Origin of the sequence: Pseudomonas sp. BAV 4579 (assembly GCF_009765395.1) — a bacterium.
Classification (GTDB): Bacteria; Pseudomonadota; Gammaproteobacteria; order Pseudomonadales; family Pseudomonadaceae; genus Chryseomonas; species Chryseomonas aestiva.
Map to the genome: position 1 here is coordinate 1 of NZ_WHOV01000055.1, position 24,739 is coordinate 24,739.

General features: G+C 67.5%; 22 protein-coding genes and 1 pseudogene. 12 read left to right on the forward strand and 11 right to left on the reverse strand.

Going from position 1 to position 24,739, the window contains the following annotated elements:
• Positions 1-207: 207 nt before the first annotated feature.
• From GSQ95_RS12485 to GSQ95_RS12495, 4 genes and pseudogenes are all read right to left on the reverse strand, one after another.
• Positions 208-819 carry a tRNA-uridine aminocarboxypropyltransferase gene (locus GSQ95_RS12485; protein WP_158891671.1) on the reverse strand — a complete coding sequence of 204 codons (612 nt, stop codon included), beginning with the start codon at positions 817-819 and terminating at the stop codon, positions 208-210.
• Positions 820-880: 61 nt separating this feature from the next.
• On the reverse strand, positions 881-2,023 hold the full coding sequence (locus GSQ95_RS12490; RefSeq protein ID WP_372240052.1) for a methyl-accepting chemotaxis protein: 1,143 nt from the start codon (positions 2,021-2,023) through the stop codon (positions 881-883).
• 93 nt (positions 2,024-2,116) lie between these two features.
• A pseudogene (locus GSQ95_RS27155) lies at positions 2,117-2,446 on the reverse strand (PAS domain-containing protein); the annotation flags it as partial.
• A 107-nt stretch (positions 2,447-2,553) separates the two neighbouring features.
• Entirely contained in the window at positions 2,554-3,453 is a 900-nt protein-coding gene (locus GSQ95_RS12495) for a LysR family transcriptional regulator (protein ID WP_158891667.1), read from the reverse strand.
• Positions 3,454-3,588: 135 nt separating this feature from the next.
• Here GSQ95_RS12495 and speB point away from each other — a divergent pair, with 135 nt between their 5' ends.
• The 3 genes from speB (at position 3,589) to GSQ95_RS12510 (ending at position 7,625) form a co-directional block, all read left to right on the forward strand.
• The gene (speB, locus tag GSQ95_RS12500) at positions 3,589-4,539 is read left to right on the forward strand and encodes an agmatinase (protein ID WP_158891665.1); all 951 of its coding nucleotides are present in this window, start codon (positions 3,589-3,591) and stop codon (positions 4,537-4,539) included.
• Positions 4,540-4,676: 137 nt separating this feature from the next.
• A complete protein-coding gene (locus tag GSQ95_RS12505) occupies positions 4,677-6,182 on the forward strand; it encodes a cytosine permease (protein WP_158891663.1) in 1,506 nt (501 codons plus the stop codon).
• Positions 6,183-6,245: 63 nt separating this feature from the next.
• On the forward strand, positions 6,246-7,625 hold the full coding sequence (locus GSQ95_RS12510; protein ID WP_158891661.1) for a sodium:solute symporter: 1,380 nt from the start codon (positions 6,246-6,248) through the stop codon (positions 7,623-7,625).
• Here the strand turns inward: GSQ95_RS12510 and GSQ95_RS26495 are convergent.
• Positions 7,622-7,879 (reverse strand): hypothetical protein, encoded by a 258-nt coding sequence (locus GSQ95_RS26495; protein ID WP_256664567.1) that lies wholly within the window; start codon positions 7,877-7,879, stop codon positions 7,622-7,624. The two genes, GSQ95_RS12510 and GSQ95_RS26495, sit on opposite strands and share 4 nt — an antisense overlap.
• Positions 7,880-8,080: 201 nt before the next feature.
• Between GSQ95_RS26495 and GSQ95_RS12520 the strand changes: the two genes are divergently transcribed.
• Positions 8,081-8,611 (forward strand): DUF2238 domain-containing protein, encoded by a 531-nt coding sequence (locus GSQ95_RS12520; RefSeq protein ID WP_158891659.1) that lies wholly within the window; start codon positions 8,081-8,083, stop codon positions 8,609-8,611.
• On the opposite strand, the gene GSQ95_RS12525 is transcribed toward GSQ95_RS12520, so the two are convergent.
• The gene (locus GSQ95_RS12525) at positions 8,608-10,305 is read right to left on the reverse strand and encodes a dihydroxyacetone kinase family protein (protein ID WP_158891673.1); all 1,698 of its coding nucleotides are present in this window, start codon (positions 10,303-10,305) and stop codon (positions 8,608-8,610) included. The two genes, GSQ95_RS12520 and GSQ95_RS12525, sit on opposite strands and share 4 nt — an antisense overlap.
• 213 nt (positions 10,306-10,518) lie before the next feature.
• On the opposite strand from GSQ95_RS12525, the gene msrP reads away from it, so the two are divergent.
• Together msrP and msrQ are read left to right on the forward strand one after the other, a co-directional pair.
• A complete protein-coding gene (gene msrP / locus GSQ95_RS12530; RefSeq protein WP_158891657.1) occupies positions 10,519-11,529 on the forward strand; it encodes a protein-methionine-sulfoxide reductase catalytic subunit MsrP in 1,011 nt (336 codons plus the stop codon).
• Entirely contained in the window at positions 11,529-12,140 is a 612-nt protein-coding gene (gene msrQ / locus GSQ95_RS12535) for a protein-methionine-sulfoxide reductase heme-binding subunit MsrQ (RefSeq protein WP_158891655.1), read from the forward strand. The genes msrP and msrQ overlap by 1 nt, the downstream gene beginning before the upstream one ends.
• A 166-nt stretch (positions 12,141-12,306) precedes the next feature.
• On the opposite strand, the gene GSQ95_RS12540 is transcribed toward msrQ, so the two are convergent.
• Both GSQ95_RS12540 and GSQ95_RS12545 read right to left on the reverse strand, forming a co-directional pair.
• On the reverse strand, positions 12,307-12,906 hold the full coding sequence (locus tag GSQ95_RS12540) for an START domain-containing protein (RefSeq protein WP_007162268.1): 600 nt from the start codon (positions 12,904-12,906) through the stop codon (positions 12,307-12,309).
• 50 nt (positions 12,907-12,956) lie between these two features.
• The gene (locus GSQ95_RS12545) at positions 12,957-13,211 is read right to left on the reverse strand and encodes a YkgJ family cysteine cluster protein (protein WP_027597778.1); all 255 of its coding nucleotides are present in this window, start codon (positions 13,209-13,211) and stop codon (positions 12,957-12,959) included.
• Positions 13,212-13,397: 186 nt separating this feature from the next.
• Here GSQ95_RS12545 and GSQ95_RS12550 point away from each other — a divergent pair, with 186 nt between their 5' ends.
• A complete protein-coding gene (locus GSQ95_RS12550) occupies positions 13,398-13,949 on the forward strand; it encodes an exonuclease domain-containing protein (RefSeq protein WP_158891653.1) in 552 nt (183 codons plus the stop codon).
• Between the two features lie 82 nt (positions 13,950-14,031).
• A complete protein-coding gene (locus GSQ95_RS12555) occupies positions 14,032-14,313 on the forward strand; it encodes a pyrimidine/purine nucleoside phosphorylase (RefSeq protein WP_027597776.1) in 282 nt (93 codons plus the stop codon).
• Positions 14,314-14,421: 108 nt separating this feature from the next.
• Here GSQ95_RS12555 and pdxB read toward each other — a convergent pair whose 3' ends face one another.
• Positions 14,422-15,585 carry a 4-phosphoerythronate dehydrogenase PdxB gene (pdxB, locus tag GSQ95_RS12560; protein WP_158891651.1) on the reverse strand — a complete coding sequence of 388 codons (1,164 nt, stop codon included), beginning with the start codon at positions 15,583-15,585 and terminating at the stop codon, positions 14,422-14,424.
• Between the two features lie 130 nt (positions 15,586-15,715).
• Here pdxB and GSQ95_RS12565 point away from each other — a divergent pair, with 130 nt between their 5' ends.
• The 3 genes from GSQ95_RS12565 (at position 15,716) to GSQ95_RS12575 (ending at position 20,056) form a co-directional block, all read left to right on the forward strand.
• Positions 15,716-17,092, forward strand: a complete 1,377-nt coding sequence (locus tag GSQ95_RS12565) for an MATE family efflux transporter (RefSeq protein WP_158891649.1) — start codon at positions 15,716-15,718, stop codon at positions 17,090-17,092.
• A gap of 71 nt (positions 17,093-17,163) precedes the next feature.
• Positions 17,164-19,317, forward strand: a complete 2,154-nt coding sequence (locus GSQ95_RS12570) for a mechanosensitive ion channel family protein (protein ID WP_158891647.1) — start codon at positions 17,164-17,166, stop codon at positions 19,315-19,317.
• 88 nt (positions 19,318-19,405) lie between these two features.
• The gene (locus GSQ95_RS12575) at positions 19,406-20,056 is read left to right on the forward strand and encodes an SGNH/GDSL hydrolase family protein (RefSeq protein WP_158891645.1); all 651 of its coding nucleotides are present in this window, start codon (positions 19,406-19,408) and stop codon (positions 20,054-20,056) included.
• Positions 20,057-20,443: 387 nt separating this feature from the next.
• On the opposite strand, the gene tusA is transcribed toward GSQ95_RS12575, so the two are convergent.
• Together tusA and rlmM are read right to left on the reverse strand one after the other, a co-directional pair.
• Positions 20,444-20,683 (reverse strand): sulfurtransferase TusA, encoded by a 240-nt coding sequence (gene tusA / locus GSQ95_RS12580; protein WP_158891643.1) that lies wholly within the window; start codon positions 20,681-20,683, stop codon positions 20,444-20,446.
• 56 nt (positions 20,684-20,739) lie between these two features.
• Positions 20,740-21,801 carry a 23S rRNA (cytidine(2498)-2'-O)-methyltransferase RlmM gene (gene rlmM, locus GSQ95_RS12585; protein ID WP_158891641.1) on the reverse strand — a complete coding sequence of 354 codons (1,062 nt, stop codon included), beginning with the start codon at positions 21,799-21,801 and terminating at the stop codon, positions 20,740-20,742.
• Between the two features lie 197 nt (positions 21,802-21,998).
• Here rlmM and acnA point away from each other — a divergent pair, with 197 nt between their 5' ends.
• The gene (gene acnA, locus GSQ95_RS12590; protein WP_158891639.1) at positions 21,999-24,698 is read left to right on the forward strand and encodes an aconitate hydratase AcnA; all 2,700 of its coding nucleotides are present in this window, start codon (positions 21,999-22,001) and stop codon (positions 24,696-24,698) included.
• Positions 24,699-24,739 lie beyond the last annotated feature (41 nt).

Here is a 24,739-nt window from a genome sequence, read left to right on the forward strand (position 1 = left end):
GGGCGCCTGATCGGGGACGGTGGGCTCGCCCGGTTCGCTGGGCTGGATGGGCGCCGGATCGGGCTGATCGGGCTCACCGCCCGCGCGGGGCTGGACCAGGGCGGTAACGCTGGCGAATTCACTGTGCTGGCGGATCGGGAAGCGGGACATGGGGTGACTCCTCTGCTGGCTCCCTAGGTAGAGTCTTCCGGCCGCAGGGTAATTCCCTCAATCGCCTGGCGCTGCCCGGCCATGATTGCGAGCAAAGGTTTCCGGTCCCATGGCGGCGATCTGGCCGTCGATCAGCGCCTCGAAAGGCGCCAGCAAGGCGTCGAAGCGGGACGGAGCCTCCAGTGCATTCAACGCCGCGACCACGGCCTCCACGGTCGACAGCGCAGCCGCCGCCGGCGCCTTGCGTACCCGGTAACGCGACGGCGCCCCGGGTGGCAGGGTGAGCCTGGGCAAGGCCGCCAACAACGGATTGGCATGCAGCAGCAGGCGTGCCTTGCGCCAGGTACCGTCGGGAATCACCAGCAGCCGTCGCGACTCGGTCGCAGCGGCGGGCGGCAGCAGATCCACCCGCATCGCCTCGGGCCCGGGGAACAGCAGCCAGGCGTCATGGCCGGCGAGCCAGAGCGGCAATTCGGCGAAGGTTTCACCGATTTCGAGGCGTGCATTGCTGAGTCCCAGCGCGGCCAGGCGTGCCGTGTTGAGTGGGTGACGGCGCTCACTGGGATGCTGCAGCAACAGCACCCGCGTGCGACTGGCCAGCGAGGGGATCAGCGCGCACAGGCCGAGTGACAGGGGACGCTGACAGCGCGCGCAGGCGGGACGGGACATCGGGACTTCCGGAGCGAATCGGGGCGGCGATCATACCGGATCACCGCCGCCCTGCTCCGCCCTAGCGATTGAAGCGGGCGGTGAGGTCGTGCAGGTAGTCGGCCATGCCTTCCAGTTCGCGACTCAGTTCCGAGCCGCGACGGGCCTGGGCCGAGCTGTGGTCGGAGAGATCGGCGATGCGGCTGATCTGCCGGTTGATATCCTCGGACACGTGACTCTGCTCTTCCACCGCGGTAGCCATCTGCTGGCTCATGGCGGTAATGAGGCTGACCGATTCGCTGATGCCTTCCAGGGATTCGCGCACCGCCGCCGAATGGCGTTCGCTCTGGCGGGAGGTCTCTTCGCCACGACTGGCGGTGGCCACGGCGCGGTCGGCATTGGCCTGCAGGTTGGCGATGATCTGGTGGATCTGCTCGGTGGATTCACGGGTACGCGAGGCCAGCGAGCGGACCTCATCGGCCACCACGGCGAAGCCGCGACCGGCCTCACCGGCACGGGCGGCCTCGATGGCGGCGTTGAGCGCCAGCAGGTTGGTCTGTTCGGCGATGGCGGTGATGACATCGGCGACGCTGCCGATGCTCTGGGTCGAACTGGCCAGCTCGCCCACGGCCTGGCCGATGTCGCTGACCGCCGCGCCGAGTTCACGCATGGACGTCAGGCTCTCTTCTGCCTTGTCACGCCCGGAGTGCACCAGGCTCTCGGCGTTGGCCGCCGCCTGGGCGGTCTCCTGGACGTTCTGCGAGACCTCGTGGATGGTGGAGGTCATCTGGGTGATGGCCGCGGCGGACTGGTCGGTCTCGTGGCGCTGCTGATCCAGCAATTCGGCCTCGGACTGGGCCAGCTGGGAGGATTCGCGCGCCTTGACGCGCACGCTGTCGCCCACGTCGGCCAGCCGGGTCAGGGCCGTCTGCAGACGCGCGGCTTCACTGTGCAGCGCCAGGTCCAGGCGGGCCGGGGCGCCGCACTGGTCGCTGTAGGTCGGGGCGACCACGGCACTGGAAAACATCTTCGGATGATCGGCGAGGATGCGCTCGATGCTGGCGCGCTGGCGGTAGACCTGATGGCCGCTGATACCCAGCAGCGCCGCGACGATGAGGACCGCCTGAGACGTGTCATCAAGCAGGAAGTGGCCGCCGAGGATGACGCCAGTGGCTGCCACCGTCGACCAGCAGGCGGCGATGGCGCTGCCCAGGCGGCGAGTCATGGGCACGGGGGCCTTGCCGGCATTGATGCGGGCATAGAGCTCGCCGGCGCGACGGACTTCGCTGGTGCTGGGCAGCGAACGCACGGATTCGTAGCCGATCACCCGGCCCTGTTCGAGGATCGGGATGACATAGGCACTCACCCAGTAGAAATCGCCGTTCTTGCAGCGATTCTTGACGATGCCCATCCACGGTTTGCCTTCCTTGAGGGTCGCCCACATGTGGCCGAACACCGGCGGCGGCATGTCGGGATGACGCACCAGATTGTGCGGACTGCCGATCAGCTCCTCCCTTGTATAGCCACTGATGGCGATGAAGGCCTCGTTGCAGTAGGTGATGTTCCCCTGCAGATCAGTGGTGGAGATGAGTCGTTCCTCTTGCTTGAAGGTACGGCCTTGCTGGGTGACCGGCAAATTCGTGCGCATGCGGGTGCCTTATCTAGCGGGTTATCTACTCCGTGCGACATCAACCAGTTCAATAGTGGCCAACTGCCGTCACAGGTGCCGACGGTAACCATTTGGTTATCGCCATACTAACTATCGGCATGTTGCATCTGGGCTTTAAGGATGCGCTGAAAACTCTGGATAAGCGGCTCCTTTCCGCGCCCTCGACGGCTGATGAGGGAGAACGGCGCCTGGTAACCGAAGGTGGCCGGTTGCAGGGCCTTGAGCCGCCCCTGGTCGACCCAGGCGTGGACATAGTGCTCCGGGAGATAACCGATATAGGCGCCGGAGAGGATCAGGATCAGCTGCGCCTCCATGCTTTCCACGGTGGCGGCGCTTTCCTTGAAGCCATGGCGAGCCAGCTCCGCCTGACTCCAGTAGCCGCGTCGCACCATCCGCTGGCGGGTGATCATCTCGGCAGGGATGCGCCGCTCCTGGAACAGTGGATGCCGATCGCTGCAATAGAGCCAATGCTGCTCGCGATACAGCGGCTGATAGACCACCCCGCTCATCCGCGCGGAAAAGGCGCCCACGGCGAGATCCAGCCGTCCCTCCAGGACGCCGAGCTGCAATTCATAGGGGCTGGTCACGGCCAGGTGCAGGTGCACGCCGGGATAGTCATGGGTATAGCGGCCGATCACCTGGGCCAGCGGCAACGCCGGTTCGCTGGACAGCGAATCCAGCACGCCGAGATTGAGGGTGCCGCTCAGTTCGCCCTTGAGCGTGGTCGCATAGCGTTCGAAGCCCTCGATCTCGCCCAGGATGCGCAGGGTTTCCTGATGGAAGAGTTCACCCTTGCTGGTCAGGGCGAAACCGCCCCGGCCGCGATGACAGAGGGTGACGCCGAGCTGCCCCTCCAGCTGGCTCATGTAGGTGCTGATGGCCGAGGTTGACAGGTTCAATTCCTGCTGCGCCGCGGCGAACCCCTGGTGGCGGACCACGCAAGCGAACAGCTTGAGCAGGCGGATGTCGTGGAGGGCATTGGCCATGGCGGACTCCAGTGGACGCAGCCCGGCAGTCTAGCCATTAGTTCAGAAATCTCTGAAGTGATTTTTTGCCCGGGCCGATTCTTCAGCCGCCATCGGCTTTGCACAATCGGGGCATCACAACGACGAGGATGACCCGTGGAAAAGATCCTGCACCAGCCGCTGGGCGGCAACGAGATGCCCCGTTTCGGCGGCATCGCCAGCATGCTGCGACTGCCCCACCTCACCTCCGCTCAAGGCCTCGATGCCGCCTTTATCGGCATCCCGCTCGACATCGGCACCTCGCTGCGCTCCGGCACCCGCTTCGGTCCGCGCCAGCTGCGCAGCGAATCGGTGATGATCCGGCCCTACAACATGGCCACCGGTGCGGCGCCCTTCGACTCCCTGAGTGTCGCCGACCTGGGCGATGTGGCCATCAACACCTTCAACTTGCTCGATACGGTGCGGCTGATCGAGACCCATTACGACCAGGTGCTGGAGCACGACGTCATCCCCCTCACCCTGGGCGGCGATCACACCCTGACCCTGCCGATCCTGCGCGCCATGAAGAAGAAGTATGGCAAGATCGGCCTGGTGCACGTAGATGCCCATGCCGACGTCAACGAACATATGTTCGGCGAGAAGATCGCCCATGGCACCACCTTCCGCCGCGCCGTGGAGGAAGGCCTGCTCGACTGCGACCGGGTGGTGCAGATCGGCCTGCGCGCCCAGGGCTACGCCGCCGACGACTTCGACTGGTGCCGCGAGCAGGGCTTTCGGGTGGTCCAGGCCGAGGAATGCTGGCACAGATCGCTGACGCCGCTGATGGCCGAGGTGCGCGAGCGGGTCGGGGGCGGCCCGGTGTATCTGTCCTACGACATCGACAGCATCGACCCGGCCTGGGCGCCGGGGACCGGCACGCCGGAGATCGGCGGCCTGACCACCATCCAGGCACTGGAGATCATCCGCGGCTGCCGAGGGCTCGAGTTGGTGGGTTGCGACCTCGTCGAGGTCTCGCCGCCCTATGACACCACCGGCAATACCGCGCTGCTCGGTGCCAACCTGCTCTACGAGATGCTCTGCGTGCTCCCGGGGGTCGCCTACCGCTGACGCTCCAAGGTGCGGCGACCCGCCATGACGGTCGCCCACCCGCTGTCTTTTCGCTGCCGAACACCGGCGGACCGCCTGGTCCGCTGACAACAAGAACGCGGGTCCGGCCTGCGTATAACCGTGTCGAGGCGTCATCCATGGACCATCATGACGGCATCACCCGTATCGAAACCTTTGGCGTCGAGCAGATTCCCGACCACGAACGCCATGCCACCCCCTTCGACCTGTTCCGCCTGATCTTCGGCGGCGCCAATACCTTCGCCACCGCCGTGCTCGGCAGCTTTCCGATCCTGTTCGGCCTGTCCTTCCAGGCCGGGGTACTGGCCATCGCGAGCGGGGTCCTGTGTGGCGCGCTGATCCTGGCGCCCATGGGCCTGTTCGGCGCGCTCAACGGCACCAACAACGCCGTCTCCTCCGGTGCTCATTTCGGCGTCCACGGCCGGATCGTCGGCTCCTTTCTCTCGCTGCTGACCGCCATCGCCTTCTTTTCGCTGTCGGTCTGGAGTTCCGGCGATGCCTTGGTGGGCGGTGCCCAGCGCCTGGTCGGACTGCCGGAGAACGCGCTCAGCCTGGGACTGGCCTACGGGCTGTTCGCCGTGCTGGTGCTGACGGTGTGCCTCTATGGCTTTCGCTTCATGCTGTGGGTCAACAAGATCGCCGTGGTCAGTGCCAGCCTGCTGTTCCTGCTCGGCATCCCGGCCTTCGCCGGCAGCTTCGACGCCGGTTACGCCGGCACCCTGCAAGCGGGCCAGCCGGGTTTCTGGGCAGCCTTCATCGGCGCGGCCCTGGTGGCCATGAGCAATCCGGTGTCCTTTGGCGCCTTTCTCGGCGACTGGTCGCGCTACATTCCGCGGCAGACGCCCCGCCTGCGCATCCTGCTGGCGGTGATCGCGGCCCAGGCCGCCACCCTGATCCCCTTCCTGTTCGGCCTGGCTACCGCCTCGCTGGTGGCGACCCGGGCGCCGGACTACATCGCGCAAAACAACTATGTGGGCGGCCTGCTGGCCATCGCGCCCGCCTGGTACTTCCTGCCGGTGTGCCTGCTGGCGATCATCGGTGGCCTGTCTACCGGCACCACCGCGCTCTATGGCACCGGCCTGGACCTCTCCAGCGTGCTGCCCCGGCTGCTGACCCGGGTACGGGCGACCCTGCTGATCGGGCTGGCGGCCATCGCCTTCATCTTCATCGGACGCTTCAGCTTCAACCTGGTGCAGAGCGTCTCCACCTTTGCCGTGCTGATCGTGACCTGCACCAGTCCCTGGATGGTGATCATGATCCTCGGGCTGGTGGTCCGCCGCGGCTTCTATTGCCCGGACGACCTGCAGGTGTTCACCCGCGGCGAGCAGGGTGGCCGCTACTGGTTCCAGCATGGCTGGAACTGGCGCGGCATGGGCGCCTGGATTCCCAGCGCCCTGCTCGGCCTCGCCTTCGTCAATCTGCCCGGTCAGTTCGTCGGGCCTCTGGGTGAACTGGCGGGCGGCATCGACCTGAGCCTGCCGCTGGCCCTGGGCAGCGCCGCCCTGCTCTATCTGCTGCTGCTCCGGCTGTTCCCGGAACCGGCGGCCGTCTATGGCCCGGCCGGCCCGCGCCGCCCCAGACGCAGTCGTGCCCGCACCGCGCTCCCGAGCATCCGCGCCGCCTGATACCTGAACCCTGTCACGGGGTCGGTGCGCCCGGCCCTGTCTAGTCCTGCAAGAGACTCCATCATGCTCCTGGATATTTCCGTCGTTCTGGCCTACGCCCTGGCCATGCTCCTGCTCGGCTGGTACGGCATGCGCCGCGCCCGCAATCAGGAAGAATTCCTCGTCGCCGGTCGCAACCTCGGCCCCGCCTGCTACCTGGGCACCATGGCCGCCACGGTGCTGGGTGGCGCCGCCACCGTGGGCACGGTGCGCCTGGGCTACGTCCACGGGCTGTCCGGCTTCTGGCTGTGCGCCATGCTGGGCGGTGGCATCCTGGTGCTCAATCTGTTTCTCGCCAAACCCCTGCTGAAGTTGCGCATCTACACCGTGACCCAGGTGCTGGAACGGCGCTATACGCCCCTGGCCCGGCAGGCCAGCGCCATCATCATGTTCGTCTATGCGCTGATGCTGAGCGTGGTCTCGGTGCTGGCCATGGGCACGGTGATCCAGGTGCTGTTCGAGCTGCCCTTCTGGAGCGCCATCCTGCTCGGTGGCAGCGTGGTGGTGATCTATTCCAGCATCGGCGGCATGTGGTCCCTGACGCTCACCGACATCGTCCAGTTCGTCATCAAGACCGCGGGCCTGATGTTCGTGCTGCTGCCGATCTGCCTGACCCGGGTCGGTGGCTGGGATGCCCTGGTGGCCAAGCTGCCGGCCAGCGCCTTCGCCCTGACCACCCTCGGCTACGACACCATCTTCACCTACTTCCTGATCTACTTCTTCGGCATCCTTATCGGCCAGGACATCTGGCAGCGGGTCTTCACCGCGCGCAGCGAGGGCGTGGCGCGTGTGGCGGGCAGCCTGGCCGGCGTCTATTGCGTGATCTACGGCCTGGTCGGCGCGCTGATCGGCATGTGCGCCCGGGTGCTGCTGCCGGATCTCGCCGACGCCAACAACGCTTTCGCCGCCATCGTCCGCAGCGCCCTGCCGGATGGCATCCGCGGCCTGGTGATCGCCGCCGCCCTGGCCGCCATGATGTCCACCGCCAGTGCCGGCCTGCTGGCGGCCTCCACCACCCTGACCGAGGACCTGCTGCCGCGACTGCGTGGCGGCCGGGCCTCGACCCTGGGCATGGCCCGGTTGTTCACCCTGCTCACCGGTCTCGCCGTGCTCGCCATCGCCCTGCTGGTCAATGACGTCATCGGCGCCCTGACCCTGGCCTACAACCTGCTGGTCGGTGGCATCCTGGTACCGCTGCTGGGGGCCATCCTCTGGCCGCGCGCCACCACGGCGGGTGCCCTGGCCAGCATGCTGCTGGGTTCCGGTGCGGCCATCGTCTTCATGCTCAAGGACGGTCTGGAGGCCAATACACCGATCTATTTCAGCCTCGGCCTGAGCCTGGTCAGCTTCGTGGTGGTGAGTCTGCTGACAGCGCGCTCCCAGGTGGCGGCGCGGGCCGCCTAGCTGACCGAACTGCGCGTCCGCTGCACCGCCTGAACCTCGCTCAGGATCAGGCCGCTGGCCGGGCGCATCGGCATGCGGGCCAGGTCGATGCGCAGGTCCTGGGTCGGTACCTGGTAGGTCATGTCCTGGAGCATCAGGCGCAGGGCGAAGACATCGCTTTCCAGGCGTTCGCAGCGATTGCTGATGAAGGCATAGCCTTCGCGCAGCAGTGCCAGGCTCGAATCGAAGGCCGGGAGCTTGGGCACGATGGGCATCGGAGGAGCTCCAGAATAACGGATAGACCTGCCCGTGGGACCGCCGGCAAGCGGCGCCGGTGCCTCCGTCGCGCTTGCGGTTTTACCAGCGAAGCCGCGCCGATACCGGGCCGCTGCGCTCGAACGGCAGCGCGCCAAGACCGGTCCATGCTGCCGGGATCGCCGTCGCGGTGCTCCGCTTTCCGCACAAGGTGCCGCTGTTTGAACACCACCCACTGCTCTCGCCTGCAACTCGCCCTGCTGCTGATGCTCGCGCTACTGACCCTGACGCTCGGCTGGGCACCCAGCGACCGTCTTACCTGGATGATCGAGCAGCTGCTGGTGATCGCTGTGCTGGCGGGCGTCGCCCTCGTGCAGCGGCGCTTCCAGCTGCCGGCCAGCGCCAGTCTGCAACTCTGCGGCTTTCTGGTGCTGCACCAGATTGGCGCTCTCTACACCTATTCCCAGGTGCCCTACGAGGAGGCCTGGCAGGCCCTGACCGGCTTTCGCCTGGACGAGGCGCTGGGTCTGAGGCGCAATCACTATGACCGGCTGGTGCATTTCGCCTATGGCCTGCTGCTGGCGCGCCCCGTTCGCGAGGTGGTCCAGGGCCTGAGCGGTCTGCGCGGCTGGCGGAGCGCCTATGTGGCCCTGGAATTCGTGCTGGCCTTTCTCGGCGCCCTGCTCTCGCTGGGCTGCCGCCATGGCTGGCCCGGACGCCGCGGCACCGGCCAGGGCTCTGGCTCGACCTAGCGGGTGATCACCGGTTCCAGGGCCTCCAGCCAGCAGACCACCGCCACGGCGCCGCCATCGGGAATGCCGCGGGCGCGTTCGCCCAGGTAGCTGGCGCGGCCCTGGGCCGGCAGCATCCCGGCGGTGGCCTCGGCGCCCTGACGGGCGGCGGCGAGCGCCGCGGCAAAGGCCTGTGCCGGGCTGGCGCCCGCCTGGGCACCGGCCAGCAGGGCATCCGCGGCCGGGCGCAAGGCATCGAGCATGGTGCGCTGGCCCGGCTGGGCGCCACCCAGTTCGGCCAGGCCCTGGACGCCACCATCCAGGGCCTGGGCCCATTGCGCCAGCGTGGGTCGCTCCACCCCGTCCAGCAGTTGAGCGGCGCGGATCAGGGCGCAGGCGTAGAAGGGTCCGGAGCTGCCACCGATGGCCCGGCGCAGTGCCTGACCCGTGGCTGCCAGGGCGCTGGCCGGGGTGTACCAGACGCTGGCGGGCAAGGCGCGCATGGCTTCAGCGCCACGGGCCAGGCTGGCGCCCAGGTCGCCGTCCCCGGCGCGACTGTCCAGATCGGTGAGGCGGGCCTCGTTGGCCAGCAGGCTGGCGACGACGGCATCTGCCGCCGCCTGCAGCCGCTCTGCCAGGGGACCGGGGGTATGAGGAGTAGTTTCGGCTGCCGCCGCGGGTGCGGGCAGCAGGGTGGGCGCCGCCGGGACCCGGCCGTCACCCGGCCAGGCCCGCGCCCGGGTCGGCGCATCGAGCAGCGCCAGGCGCGCCTCGTCCACCGGCAGCAGCGACAGCGAACAGCCGGGCATGTCCAGGGCGCTGAGGAAGGTACCGGTCCAGGCGCGTTCCACCACCAGGCCCCGCTGGCGCAACTGGCTCAGCGCCGCCCGCGCCACCAGGGCGAGTTCCAGCGGCGGCGTCGCGCCCAGGCCGTTGACCAGCAGCGCCAGGCGCGTGCCAGCGGGATAGCCGCCGTCTTCGATGAGGGTATCCAGCAGTCGCGCCACGGTGCCGTCGGCGCCCAGTCGGGGACCGCGATCGACGCCCTGCTCGCCGTGGATGCCGAGGCCCCATTCCACCTCGTCGTCCGCCAATTGGAAACCCGGGTGCCCCACCGCCGGCACCGTGCAGGCGCCCAGGGCGACCCCCATGCTGCCCAGGTCGGCACTCGCGGCGCGGGCCAGGGCACCTACCTCAGCCAGGGGGCGCCCGGCGGCGGCTGTTGCGCCCGCGAGCTTGTGGATCAGCACGGTGCCCGCGATGCCCCGGCGCTTTTCCGGCGCCACGGTATGGCGCAAGGCGGCGTCGTCCGCCACCAGCACCGTCTCGACCGGAATGCCTTCGCTGCGCGCCAATTCGGCGGCCAGGCCGAAGTTGAGACGGTCGCCGGTGTAGTTCTTGACCACCAGCAGGGCCCCGGCAGGACCGGCGGCCGCCCGGATCGCGGCCAGTACCGCATCGACGCTGGGGGAGGTGAAGACGTCTCCCGCCACCGCGGCGGTCAGCATGCCCTCGCCCACATAGCCGGCATGGGCCGGTTCGTGGCCGCTGCCGCCGCCGGAAATCACCGCCACCAGGCGATCTCCCGTAGCGGCCAGGGGCTGGCGCAGGATGACCTGTTCCGCGGCCAGCAGGGCCAGGCCGGGATCCAGGCTGACGAGACCTTCGAGCAGTTCGCGAACCACCGCGGTGGGGCTATTGATCAGCTTCTTGATCGGGGACTCCTGAGGGCGCGAGGTCGCGGCAGTATGGCACGGGGTCCCGGGCCTGCCTGGCAGCGACCTGAACGGCCGGCTGACAGGCGCGTAACGGCCTTCCGCCGGACCGGGGCGGCAGGCTATCGTGGGCCCGGGAAGCTTTTCACGACCGGGATGTCTCACGCTGTTAGCCAGCCGCTCTCCTGCGAGCGCACCCCACCGAGGTCCGTCATGCCGATCAAGATCGTTCCGCGCTCTGCCTGCCTGGGGTCGGAGATCACCCCCGAAGCCGTCTACCTGTCCCGGCGCCAGCTGCTCGGTGCCAGCGGCGCCCTGCTCGCCGGCGCCGCCCTGCCCGGCTGGGCGCTGGCGGCCGCTTCCAGCTATGGCGACGTCGAAGCCGCCAAGGGCCCGGACTGGTTCGAACGCAAGCTGCCGGATACCCGCTGGCAGGCGGCCACGGTCAAGGGCGAGGACATCACGCCCTTCAAGGACGCTACCCACTACAACAACTTCTATGAGTTCGGGCCGGACAAGAGCGATCCCGCCGCCCATGCCGCGCAGCTGCCCACCCAGCCCTGGAGCGTGGTGGTCGATGGCGAGGTGGGCAAACCCGGCACCTACGGCCTGGAAGACCTCTTCGGCCCCGACACCCTGGAAGAGCGCATCTACCGCATGAGGTGCGTCGAGGCCTGGTCAATGGTCATCCCCTGGCTGGGTTTTCCGCTGGCCAGCCTGCTCAAGCGGGTCGAACCCACCGGCAAGGCGCGCTATGTGAGGTTCGAGACGCTCAAGGACCCGCAGCACATGCCCGGCATGAATTCCAGCTTCGCCCTGCTGGACTGGCCCTATGTGGAAGGCCTGCGCCTGGATGAGGCCATGCATCCGCTGACGCTGATGACGGTGGGCATGTACGGCCGCGTGCTGCCCAACCAGAACGGCGCGCCACTGCGGCTGATCGTGCCCTGGAAGTACGGCTTCAAGGGCATCAAGTCCATCGTCCGCATCAGCCTGGTGGCCGAGCAGCCACGCACCACCTGGCAGGGCATGGCGCCCAACGAGTACGGCTTCTATGCCAACGTCAATCCGGAAGTGGACCACCCGCGCTGGAGTCAGGCCCGCGAACGGCGCCTGCCCAGTGGCCTGTTCAGCCCCAACGTGCGGCCGACGCTGATGTTCAACGGCTATGGCGAGGAAGTGGCTTCGCTCTACAGCGGCATGGATCTGCGGAGAAACTACTGATGGGATTGCTGCTCTGGCGGGTCGCGGTGTTCGTCGCCGCACTCTGCCCGCCGCTGTGGTGGCTGTACCAGGCCTGGATCTTTGCCCTCGGCCCGGATCCGGGCAAGGCGCTGGTGGACAAACTGGGGACCGGCGCCCTGGTGCTGCTGCTGCTGACGCTGAGTCTGACGCCGCTGTCGCGCCTCACCCGCTGGAAGCTCTGGCCGGTGATCCGCCGTCAGCTTGGCCTCTGGACCTTCACCTATGCCCTGCTGCACTTCCTCGGCTACCTGGCCTTCGTGCTGGGCTTCGACCTGTCGCAACTGGGCGTGGAGTTGCAGCGTCGCCCCTACATCATCGTCGGTGCCGCGGCCCTGCTGATCCTGCTGGTCCTGGCCGTCACCTCCAATCGCCCGGCCATGCGCCGCCTGGGCAAGCGCTGGAAGGAGCTGCACCGGCTGGCCTATCTGGTGCTGGGCCTGGGGCTGCTGCACTACCTCTGGATCGTGCGCTCGGACCTGGAAGAGTGGGCGCTCTACGCCACCATCGGCGCCGCGCTGCTGGCCTTCCGGCTGGTGGATGGCTGGCGCCGTAAGAGACGCAGTCGGGCAACAACCGTATCTGCTCATTGATTGCCACCGCCAAGGCAGAGGGGTTCGCCCTTCATGCCTCAAAATCATAGGGGTGGTATTAAGAGCGTGTGCCCAGGAATGCGGGCGGACCGCCACTGCTTGGCACAGGGGTGGTAATAAACAGGCCTGGCGTCAGTGGGCCAGGCCGCTGCCCGAGGGCGGTCGCTCAGCGCTGCGCGGCCTGGCGCAGGCCCTTCAGGGTGTTGAGCGGGGCATCCACCACGAAGCTGTTGGCCAGCCAGGACGGCACGCTGCCACCCGGCTCGCTCTGGGCCTCGTAGGTCACTTCCGAGCCGCCGTTCTTCGGCACCACGCGCCACTGGCCCTGGAAGCTCGCGACCCGTACGTAGCCGTCGGCGGCAGGACGATAGTCCGGCTGGCCTTCGAGGGTGCGGGTGAAGCCGCCATCGGGAGTCTTCTGCTCGGTGATGTGCAGCACCACGTCACGGGCGGTCACCGGCCAGGGCATGTCGATGCGCATGTAGGTCCAGGCCTGGTTGTCCTGACGCTTGAGCACCTGCAGCGACTGGCAGCGGAAGATCCATTTGCAGGAACCCACGGGATCGTCCTGCAGCTTGGCGATGGTGGCCGGATCGGCCTTGATCTGGACCACGCCACGGTAGGCCTTGTACTTGGAGCCGGCGACGGCCCGGGTATAGACCTGGATGCCGTCTTCCTGCTTGGCGAGTTGCCAGTCCTCGGCCTGGGCCAGGCCGGTGGCTGCGAGCAGGGTCAGGGCGAGGATGGAGCGAAGCGGCTTGTGCATGGGACGTCCCTTGTTGTTGTGGTTGTCGGAGAGCGCGATTCAAAACCGGATCAGGCGGCGGTTTCACCTTCGAGGCGCAGCAGGATGGCCATGGCCTCGGCACTGCTGGTGCCGCAGAACGCCAGCTCGGCCTGGAAGCCGCCGCACACCGCAGGGCGCAGCGGCGAGCCGAACAGGTCGCAGCGGTTGGTGCTGTCCAGATGGGCGCAGCGCACCCCGGAGGGCTTGCCCTGGGGCATGCGTGGCAGCGGTGAGGAGATCGAGGGCGCGATGCAACAGGCGCCACAACCCGGACGGCACTCCATGGGTGAAACTCGCAGATAAAGAGGCTTCAAGCTTAAGAGCAAGGCCGGGGCCTCACAAGCGAATCGTGACCAGATGTCTCCATCGAGTCATGAATGTAACATTCATTCGCACCTCGCCACGCAACCCCGCGGCCTTTCCACCGTCTTATCTGCGATGAGCGAGGCGGCTGGCCCGAGGGCGTGACGATGAAGCATTGGCTGGTGCTGGACCTGGAAGCGACCACCGACGAAGGCGGCTGGCCCCTGGAGTTGATGGAGATCATCGAGATCGGCGCGGTCATGGTGGATGCCGCAGGACAGGAGCTCGATCGCTATCAGAGTTTCGTCCAGCCCCGGCGGCTGCCGCTGCTGACGCCCTTCTGCCGCGACCTCACCCATATCAGCCAGGCCGATGTCGATGGCGCCGGACCCCTGGAAAGCACCTGGCCGACGTTCGAGGCCTGGCTGGGCGCCTATGAGACCACTCTCGCCGGCTGGTGCAGCTGGGGCGATTTCGACCGCCGTCTGCTGGAGCGGGCCTGGCGCGAATACGATCTGCACACCCACCTCGCCCGCGTCCCGCATCGCAATCTCAAGCAGGCCTTCGCCAAGGCCCGTGGTCTGGCGCGTCCGCTGGGTCTCACCGCCGCCCTGGAATCGGCGGGACTGGCCTTTACCGGGGTACTGCACCGCGCCGAGACCGACGCGCGCAACACCGCCAAGCTGATACCCGCCAGCCTGCCGGCCCTGGCGCGCTAGCCTCGTCTGGAGCGGTGACAGTGGGCCTCGGCCTTGGGCATACTCGCCGACGGTCCCAACCGCTCTCGCACAAGGAAATCCGATGTTCAAGGTCAACGAATACTTCGACGGCACCGTCAAATCCATCGCCTTCAGCCTCAAGTCCAAGCCTGCCACCCTGGGCGTCATGGCCCCCGGCGAATACGAATTCGGCACCAGCCAGCTGGAAGTCATGCACGTGGTGGCCGGCGCCCTGACCGTCAAGCTGCCAGGCAGCGAGACCTGGGAAACCTTCGCCGCGGGCAGCCAGTTCACCGTGCCGGCCAATGCGAAGTTCCAGCTCAAGGTCGCGGAAGACACCGCCTATCTCTGCGAATACCACTAAGCTCGGGGAGCCGTACGGCTCCCTCGCCTTAGGCTCCGTCATTCGGCCGTGCGGACCGGGTGGCGGGAGTCCGTTTTCCCGCCTGAACGCTTCCGCTTCGCCTCGGTCCTAAGCGACACCGCCGCTTTCGGAGTCGTCGCCATGTCGCCAGCTGCAGCCCAGGGCCCTCGCCAGCCGAGCCACGCCCATCCCTTCGAGCACCAGCCCCGGAATCTCCCGACGCATGGGATAACCCTTGCGCAGGGCGTCGAACGCCTGGGCCCGCGCCAGGCCCGGCAAGGCGAGGGTCGCGCGTAGCGCCGCATCGTCGTCGCGCGGGTCATAGACCGCACGACAGACGCGCCTGAAGGCCGTCGCCTCGGGCGTATCCGCACCGAACACCAGGCGCTCCAGCTGCTGCGGCGGCAACAGGTCGCTCAGACCCAGCCGCGGTGTTTCCCCGGTCCAGGCGCAGAAAGCCGCGTAGATCTGCGCCGTGCCGCGCCACTTGCCTTCCAGGCTGTGCCCGGCGATATGGGGTGTCACCAGCTGACAGAGACGGGCCAATTCAGGATCGATACCCGGCTCGCCTTCCCAGACATCCAGGGCCACCGCCAGCTCGGCGCCGCTGGCCAGATGGGCACGCAACGCGGCGTTGTCGACTACCTCGCCCCGGCAGGCGTTGAGCAGCCAGCTGCCCGGGCGCAACCTCGCCAGGCGCTGCGCATCGAACAGGTGCAGGGTGCGCTGTTCGCCGTCACGGATCAGCGGGGTATGCAGACAGAGCACATCACAACGCTCGATCAATTCTTCGAGACTGTGGAAGCCGCAGCCCTCCGCAGCCTGGCGGGGCGGATCGCAGACCAGCACCGTCCAGCCCAGTCCGCGCAGCACCTCGGCCAGGCGGCCCCCGACCTGGCCGGCGCCGACGATGCCATAGGTGCGCCGGGCCAGGTCGGCGCCAGCGCCATCGGCCAGCGCCAACAAGGCGCCGAGCACCCAGTCCACCACGCCGCGGGCGTTGCAGCCGGGCGCATTGCTCCAGCGGATGCCCGCCTGATCCAGATAGCCGAGGTCCAGATGATCGGTGCCTATGGTGCAGGTGCCGACGAAACCAACCCGAGATCCGGCCAGCAGCGTCTCGTCGACGCGGGTGATGGAGCGCACCAGCAGCGCATCGGCGCGACTCACGGCGGCGCGGTCGAAGGCGCGACCGGGAAGGCGTTCGAGGGTGGCGTGGGGGCCGAAGAAGGCGTCCAGCAGCGGTATGTTTTCGTCGGCAAGAATGTGCATGCCTGGGCACTCGCAAGGGCGGGGACCGGCACTTTAGCAGGCCGCCGGCAGCAGGCAACGGTCGCGGCGAGGGTTGCCACCCGGGCCATGAGGAATAGACTATCGGCCCCGAAGCTGACCGAACGATCAAGTGACCGCCTCCCTGCCCCGCATCAGACGTGAATTCGGCGCCCTGCTCTCCCTGGCCGCGCCCATCGTCATCGCCCAGCTCTCCCATTCGGCCATGGGCTTCGTCGACGCCGTCATGGCCGGCCGTGTCGGCCCGCTGGACCTCGCCGCCGTCGCCCTGGGCAATTCCGTGTGGATTCCGGTGTTCCTGCTGATGACCGGCATCCTGCTGGCGACCACGCCCAAGGTGGCCGAGCGCCACGGCGGCGGGCGCAGCCAGGAGATCGGTCCGCTGGTGCGCCAGGCGCTCTGGCTGGCCCTGGGGTGTGGCCTCATCGCCAGCCTGCTGCTGCTCAATGCCCGACCACTGCTGGTGGCCATGCATGTCGACGCCCAGCTGATCGGCCCGACCCTGCTCTATCTCAAGGGCATCGCCATGGGTCTGCCCGCCACGGCCTTCTACTATGTGCTGCGCTGCTTCAGCGACGGCCTCGGGCGTACCCGGCCGGCGATGCTGGTGGGCCTTGCCGGGCTGGCACTGAACGTGCCGCTGAACTGGATCTTCATCCATGGGCACCTGGGCCTGCCAGCCCTGGGCGGCGCCGGGTGCGGCTTCGCCTCGGGCACGGTGATGTGGGCGATGCTGCTGGCCATGCTGGCGATCATCCGCACCGAGCGCTATCGCGCCTGCGCCATTTTCGCCCGCTTCGAGCGGCCGCATGGACCAACGCTGCGCGCCCTGCTGGCCATCGGCGTGCCCATCGGTATCGCGGTGTTCGCCGAATCCAGCATCTTTTCCGTGGTGGCCCTGCTGATCGGCGAGCTGGGTCCGACCGTGGTCGCCGGGCACCAGGTGGCGCTCAACTTCTCTGGTCTGGTGTTCATGGTGCCCCTGGCCCTGGGCATGGCGGTGACAGTGCGGGTCGGCCAGGCGATGGGGCGCGGCGAACCGCGCGAGGCGCGCTTTTCCGCCGGGGTCGGCATGGCCGCCGGGCTGCTCTGTGCCTGCGTTTCCTGCACCCTGATGCTTACCGCGCGCACGGCCATCGCCGGTCTCTATTCCCAGGACCAGGCGGTGATCCAGTTGGCGGCCTCGCTGCTGGTGTTCGCCGGCATCTTCCAGTTCTCCGATGCCATCCAGGTGACCGCCGCGGGCGCCCTGCGCGGTTATCAGGACACCCGCGCGACCATGATCATCACCCTGCTGGCCTACTGGGGCGTGGGCCTGCCGGTGGGCTGGGCGCTGGGCCTGAGCGACTGGTTCGGCGCCCCGCGAGGCCCGGCCGGGCTCTGGCAGGGTCTGGTGCTTGGCCTGACCTGCGCGGCCATCCTGCTGGCGGTACGGCTGGCGCGCAGCGCCCGGCGACGCATCCACAGCGCCAAGCCCTTGCTACACTGACCCCCTCTCGTCGGACGGCCCCAGGCCGTTCAGGACGGGCGCTTCCCCCCCTTCGCGAGCGTGCGGCTTCGATGATCTTTCGCCTGCTACAGCTGTTTTGCCTCTGCTTCCTGCTCATCGGCCCGGTCCAGGCTGCCCTGCCCGGGCTGCCGGGCGCCCAGAAGGATCAGGTCGATCCGCAATTCGGCCCGTCCCTGGACCAGGTGATCAAGACCCTGGAAAGCGAGCAGCAGCGCAATCGCCTGCTGGCGGATCTCAAGAAGCTGCAGGCGGCCCAGGCCAAGGCCGAGCCCAGCGCCTCCCAAGGCGTGATCGGGCTGATCACCGACACCATGACGGTGGTCGAAGAGCAGCTGCAGCGCGACAACCTGCGCGAACGCTGGCAATACCAGCTGGACCAGGCCGGCGCCGAGCTGGCCGCGCTGACGCCGGCGCCCGAACAGCGCCTCAGCCTGCTCTCCGGCTTCGTCGTCACCCTGGCCTTCTGGGCTGGTTGCGCCCTGGGGCTCAAGGCCATCAGCCATCGCCTGCGGGTGAGATTCGGGCTGTCCGAGGAGTTGCCACTCAGGCCACGCACCCTGGATCTGGTTCGTTTCGCCCTGCGCAAGCTGGCGCCCTGGCTGCTGGCCTTCATCCTGACCCTGGTGGTGTCCCTCTGGCTGCCGGACTCCCTGGGCAAGACCGTCGCCGTCGCGCTGGCCTATTCCGCGGTCACCGGCCCGCTGTTCGCCGCCACGGTGGTGGTGATCTGCTCCCTGCCCAGCGGCGCCCATCGCAGCCGGGCGCTGCTGATCCTGCGCCGCCGCGCCTTTCGCCCGCTATGGATTATCGGCAGCCTGGCGGCCCTGGGTGGCGCCGCCAGCGATCCACACCTGGCCGAGACCCTGGGGCCACACCTGGCGGCGGTCATCGCCATCGGCGCCAACATCTGCGCAGCGCTGCTCACCGCCCAGTTCGCCCTGAGATTCCGCCGGCCCATCGCCCACCTGATCCGCAACCAGCCGCTGGCCAAGCGCCAGGCGCTGCACGGTCTGCAGGGCGTGCGCCATCTGATCGCCCGCCTCTGGCACCTGCCGCTGCTGATCCTGGTGGCGGTCTCGGTGGTGGCCACCTTCGTCTCCGCCGGCGACACCAGCGACGCCCTGCGCCGGGCGCTGCTGTTCGCCGTGACCATGGGCGCCGCCCTGGGCCTCAACGCCCTGGTGCGGGCGCGGCTGCTGCGCCGGCGACCGCACGGCCGCATCCAGGAGGCCTATGCCGAACGGCTGCGGGCCTTCTTCGTGCTGGTGCTGGGCATCGTCATCTGGCTGGTGGGGATCGAGCTGGCCCTGCGCGCCTGGAATCTCTCGCTGCTGAGATTCAGCCAGGGTGACGGCCATGCGGTCGCCAGCAAGTTCTTTGGCCTGGGGGGCACCCTGTTGCTGGCCTGGCTGGTGTGGATCCTGGCCGATACCGCCATCCATCGCGGCCTCAATCTGCATCGCGTCAGCCCGAACAATGCCCGCGCCCAGACCATGTTGCCGCTCATCCGCAACGTGCTGTTCCTGACCATCTTCGTCATCGCCCTGATCGTCGCCCTGGCCAACATGGGCGTGAACGTCACCCCGCTGCTGGCCGGTGCCGGCGTCATCGGCCTGGCAGTGGGCTTCGGCGCCCAGAGTCTGGTGGCCGACCTCATCACCGGGCTGTTCATCATCATCGAGGACTCCCTGGCCATCGGCGACTACGTCGACGTCGGCAACCACCTCGGCACCGTCGAGGGCCTGACCATCCGCACCGTGCGGTTGAGGGATATCGACGGCATCGTCCATACCATCCCCTTCAGCGAGATCAAGAGCATCCAGAACTACTCGCGGCAGTTCGGCTACGCCATCTTCCGCCTGCCGATCCCCCAGGCGCTGTCGGTGGACAAGGCCATCGAGATGGTCCAGGAAGTGGGTCGCACCCTGCGCCAGGATCCCTTCATCGGCCGCGACATCTGGTCGCCGCTGGAGCTGCAGGGGGTGGAGAGCTTCGATTCCGGCATGGCGATTCTGAGATTCCGCTTCAAGACCGCGCCGATCAAGCAATGGGAGGTCTCGCGGGCCTTCAACCTGAAGCTCAAGCGCTACCTGGACGACGCCGGCATCGAGCTGGCCTCGCCACGCATGAACGTGCGCTACGAGGTAGGCGGCTCGCCGCTGGATCAGGCGGCGCGGGGCGGCCAGGCGCCGAGCGAGGGCTGACCCGGCTGCGCTGGTACGACCGCCGGCCCTCGCGAGCGGCGGGAATAGCCTCTAGGGTGAGGATGACCTGTCCCGACGAGGCTTTCCCATGCCCTTGCGCACCCTGCTCTGCTATGGCGACTCCAACACCCACGGTACCCGGCCCCTAACCCAGCCTGGGGTACTCGAACGCTTCGGCTGGGACGAGCGCTGGCCTGGCGTCCTGGCCTCCGGGCTTGGCGCCGACTGGCGGGTGATCGAGGAAGGCCTGCCCGCCCGCACCACGGTGCACGACGACCCCATCGATGGCCGCCACAAGAACGGCCTGAGCTATCTCCGGCCCTGCCTGGAGAGTCAGCTGCCGGTGGATGTCCTGCTGCTGATGCTGGGCACCAACGACCTCAAGGCGCGCTTTTCGGTGGCCCCGGCGGACATCGCCAGTGCCCTGCAGGTGCTGCTGGAAGAGATCAGGCGCTGCAATGCCGGCCCGGACGGCGCCCCACCCAGGCTGATCGTCATGGCGCCGGCGCCCATCGAGGAAGTGGGCTTTCTCGGCGAGATCTTCGCCGGCGGTGCGGCCAAGTCCCGCGAGTTGGCCGCACGTTATCGCCAGGTGGCCGAAGCCCAGGACGCAGCCTTCGTCGATGCGGGCGAGATCATCCAGGTGAGTCCGGTGGACGGCGTGCATTTCGAGGCGGACCAGCATCGGCGGTTGGGGGAGCATCTGGTGGAGGTGGTCAGAGCGGCCGCAAGCGCCTGAGCGTAGCGTGGACAATGGCGCAGCCTTGTCCGCGGACGGGAGACCACACAGTGGAAAACGCTGCGCGGTTTTCCACGCTACGACTCGCTTGGCATCGGTCCGTTGGGCTTCGACGATGGAGCCGTCTCAACCCAACCTACGAGAGCCGGGCCCGCGCGGCGGCGCATCGTAGGTTGGGTTGAGCGCAAGCGAAGCCCAACAGACCGAACTTCGCAGCGCCTGTTGGGCTTCGACGATGGAGCCGTCTCAACCCAACCTACGAGAGCCGGGCCTGCGCGGCGGTGCATCGTAGGTTGGGCTGAGCGCAAGCGAAGCCCAACAGGCCAGACTTCGCAGCGCACCGTCGGGCTCCGACGATGGCACCATCTCGGCCCAGGCGAAGCACCCTCACTCCACCTTCTTGCGAATCCAGTACAGATAACGCCCTTCCTCTTCGCTCTTTTCCATCAGTTCATGGCCGAGGAAGACGCAGAACTTGGGGATGTCGCGCTGGGTGGAGGGATCGGTGGCGATGACCTTGAGCAGGGCGCCGGGGGCGATGTCGCGCACCTTGTTGTGCAGCATCATCACCGGCTCCGGGCAGTTCAGCCCGCTGGCATCGAGGGTGGCATCGGCTTCGAGGGTCATGGGGTCTCCAGGGATAGAACGGTTACAGCGATCTGCATTCAGAGCCTGATGGCGGCCTAGGGTTTCCGATCCAGCCGGCGAAGATGACAGGTCACTTCCTCGCGGTCGTGGTACAGCTGCTTGCAGCCGATGGCGACACGCTGGCCGCGCCCGGCGAAATGGGCGTGCAGGCGTTCGAGGATGCCGGCCACTTCGCGATAGCGCTGCTTCATCGGCAGCTTGAGATTGACCACCGCCTCGCGGCAGTGGCCCTCGCCGATCCAGCGCTCGATCAGCGCCGCAGTGCGCGCGGGCTTCTCGACGATGTCGCAGACCATCCAGTCCACCGGGCGCTTGGGCACGAAGGCGTAGCCGTCGACCTGCAGGTGCTCGACGAGGCCGGTATCCATCAACGCCTCGTTCATGGGGCCGTTGTCCACCGCCGTCACCAGCATCTCGCGGGCCACCAGCTGCCAGGTCCAGCCACCCGGGGCGGCGCCCAGATCGACAGCGCGCATCTCGGAGGACAGGCGGGTTTCCCAATCGGCACGCGGGATGAAGTGGTGCCAGGCCTCTTCCAGCTTGAGGGTCGAACGACTGGGGGCCTCGCGGGGAAATCTCAGCCGCGGGATGCCCATGGGCCAGAGCGCGGCGTTGCCCGGTTCGACCACGCCGACGAAAACCTCGCGCCCGCTGAGAAAGGTCAGCTGCAGCCGTGGCGCCCGGGCATCATCCACCAGGCGGCCGGCCTTGCGCAGCGCCAGGGTCAGGGGGCGCTCGAATTTCTTGCAGAAGGTGGAGAGCGCCTTGCCATCGTTGGTGTCGGGCATCTCCAGGGCCAGACTGCCGCAGACAGGATAGTCGGCCAGCAGCTCCAGCAGCGGGCCGATGCGGTCCTGCTCGGGCAGGCTGAGAAAGGCGCCACGCGACCACTGACGGGGAAAGATCAGCTCGGCGAAGGTGATGTTCTGCATCAACCGGGCGGCACCCTCGGCGTCGCCACAGACGAATTCGGCATAGGCCGCACCCGGCTTGCCCTTGGCATAACCGGCCACGCCGAGCAGCGCCGCCCGCTCGCCGAGCTCGGCACAGACCTCGCCTTCGAATCCGGTACGGCACAGCAGCAACAGGGTATTCACGACGGGGCTTCCTCAAGGGGTCACGCAGGGCGCGCACTATACCCCAGCGCGCCCGCTGGGGAACGCCAGCGGCGCCTATCGGTCCAGTACTACACCTAGAAAAATCAGTCCGCCCAGCGCTGGTACGGGTCTCCTTCACGTTTCGAGGCTCGTACGGCCAGCGGGCAACCGTCGAACCGTCGATAAGGAGACCCCTGATGCCAGCCCTGGACAGCCTCAAAAGCCTCAAGACCCTGCAGGTCGGTGAGCGCACCTACCACTATTACAGCCTGCCCGACGCGGCCCAGACCCTGGGCAATCTCGACAAGCTGCCCAAATCCCTCAAGGTGCTGCTGGAGAACCTGCTGCGCTGGGAAGACAACCAGACGGTTACCGGCGAGGACCTCCAGGCCCTGGCCGACTGGACCAGGACCCGCTCCGCCAATCGCGAGATCCAGTACCGGCCGGCACGGGTGCTGATGCAGGACTTCACCGGCGTACCGGCAGTGGTCGACCTGGCCGCCATGCGTGAAGCCGTGGCCAAGGCCGGTGGCGATCCGCAGCGGATCAATCCGCTTTCCCCCGTCGACCTGGTGATCGATCACTCGGTGATGGTGGACCGCTACGCCAGCGAAAACGCCTACCACGAGAACGTCGAGATCGAGATGGAGCGTAATGGCGAGCGCTATGCCTTCCTGCGCTGGGGCCAGAACGCCTTCGACAACTTCCGCGTGGTCCCGCCGGGCACCGGTATCTGCCACCAGGTCAACCTGGAGTACCTGGGCCGCACCGTCTGGACCAAGGACGAGGACGGCCGCACCTATGCCTTCCCCGACACCCTGGTCGGCACCGACTCCCACACCACCATGATCAATGGCCTGGGCGTGCTGGGCTGGGGCGTGGGAGGAATCGAGGCCGAGGCGGCCATGCTCGGCCAGCCGGTGTCCATGCTGATCCCCGAGGTGGTGGGCTTCAAGCTCACCGGCAAGCTGCGCGAGGGCATCACCGCCACCGACCTGGTGCTGACCGTGACCCAGATGCTGCGCAAGAAGGGCGTGGTGGGCAAGTTCGTCGAATTCTTCGGCGATGGCCTGGCCACTCTGCCCCTGGCCGACCGCGCCACCATCGGCAACATGGCGCCGGAGTACGGCGCCACCTGCGGTTTCTTCCCGGTGGACCAGATCACCCTGGATTACCTGAGCCTGTCCGGTCGCCCCGAGGAGACCGTGCAACTGGTGGAAGCCTACACCCAGGCCCAGGGCCTGTGGCGCAATCCCGGCGACGAGCCGGTGTTCACCGACGTTCTGGAGCTGGACATGGGTGAAGTCCAGTCCAGCCTGGCCGGCCCCAAGCGACCGCAGGATCGTGTGCTGCTCGGCGAGGTCGCCAAGACCTTCGGCGATTTCACTGCCCTGGCGCCGAAAAAAGCCGAGGCCCCCAAGGCTGGCAGTGGCGTGGAAGTCCAGCTCGACGGCCAGACCTTCCAGTTGGAGGACGGTGCCGTGGTGATCGCCGCCATCACCTCCTGCACCAACACCTCCAATCCCAGCGTGATGATGGCCGCCGGTCTGCTGGCGAAGAAGGCCGCCGAGAAGGGCCTGATGCGCAAGCCCTGGGTCAAGTCGTCCCTCGCCCCCGGCTCCAAGGTAGTGACCGACTACTACAACGCCGCCGGCCTGACCCCCTATCTCAACGACCTCGGTTTCGATCTGGTCGGCTACGGCTGTACCACCTGCATCGGCAACTCCGGCCCCTTGCTCGACCCCATCGAGAAAGCCATCCAGGACGCCGACCTCACGGTCGCCTCAGTGCTTTCCGGCAACCGTAACTTCGAAGGCCGGGTGCATCCGCTGGTCAAGACCAACTGGCTGGCCTCGCCGCCGCTGGTGGTGGCCTATGCGCTGGCCGGCAGCGTCAAGGTCGATCTGACCCAGGAGCCGCTGGGCACCGGCAACGATGGCCAGCCGGTCTATCTGAAGGACGTCTGGCCCACCCAGCAGGAGGTGGCCGACGCCGTGCAGAAGCTCGACACCGCCATGTTCCACAAGCAATACGGCGCCGTGTTCGACGGTGACGAGAAGTGGCAGGCGATCCAGGTGCCGGATGCCGAGACCTATGTCTGGGATGCCGACTCCACCTACATCCAGAACCCGCCCTTCTTCGAGACCATTGCCGGCGATCCGCCGCGCATCGCCGATATCCACGATGCCCGCATCCTGGCGCTGCTGGACGATTCGGTCACCACCGACCACATCTCCCCTGCCGGCAACATCAAGAAGGACAGTCCGGCCGGCCGCTACCTGGCCGAGCATGGCGTCGACTATGCCGACTTCAACTCCTACGGCTCGCGCCGTGGCAACCACGAAGTCATGATGAGAGGCACCTTCGCCAATATCCGCATCAGGAACGAGATGCTCGGTGGCGAGGAAGGCGGTAATACCTTCCACGTCCCCACGGGCGAAAAGCTGTCGATCTATGACGCGGCCATGAAGTACGAACTGGAAAACACCCCGCTGGTGATCATCGCCGGCAAGGAATACGGCACCGGTTCCTCCCGTGACTGGGCGGCCAAGGGCACCAACCTGCTGGGCGTGAAGGCCGTGGTCGCCGAAAGCTTCGAGCGTATCCACAGGTCCAACTTGGTGGGCATGGGCGTGCTGCCGCTGCAGTTCAAGGACGGCGTCGATCGCAAGTCCCTGGGGCTGACCGGCAAGGAGAAGATCGCCGTGCTGGGCATCGACGGTGTCGAGCTGCGCCCGCACATGCCGCTGACCCTGGAAGTCACCCGCGAGGATGGCAGCCTGGAAAGCGTCGAGGTGCTCTGCCGAATCGACACGCTAAACGAGGTGAATTACTTCAAGGCCGGCGGCATCCTGCACTACGTGCTGCGGGAGTTCCTGGCGAAGCCTGCGGCCTAACCTGGCGCCAACGGACGCCCGGCAGCTTGGCTGCCGGGCGT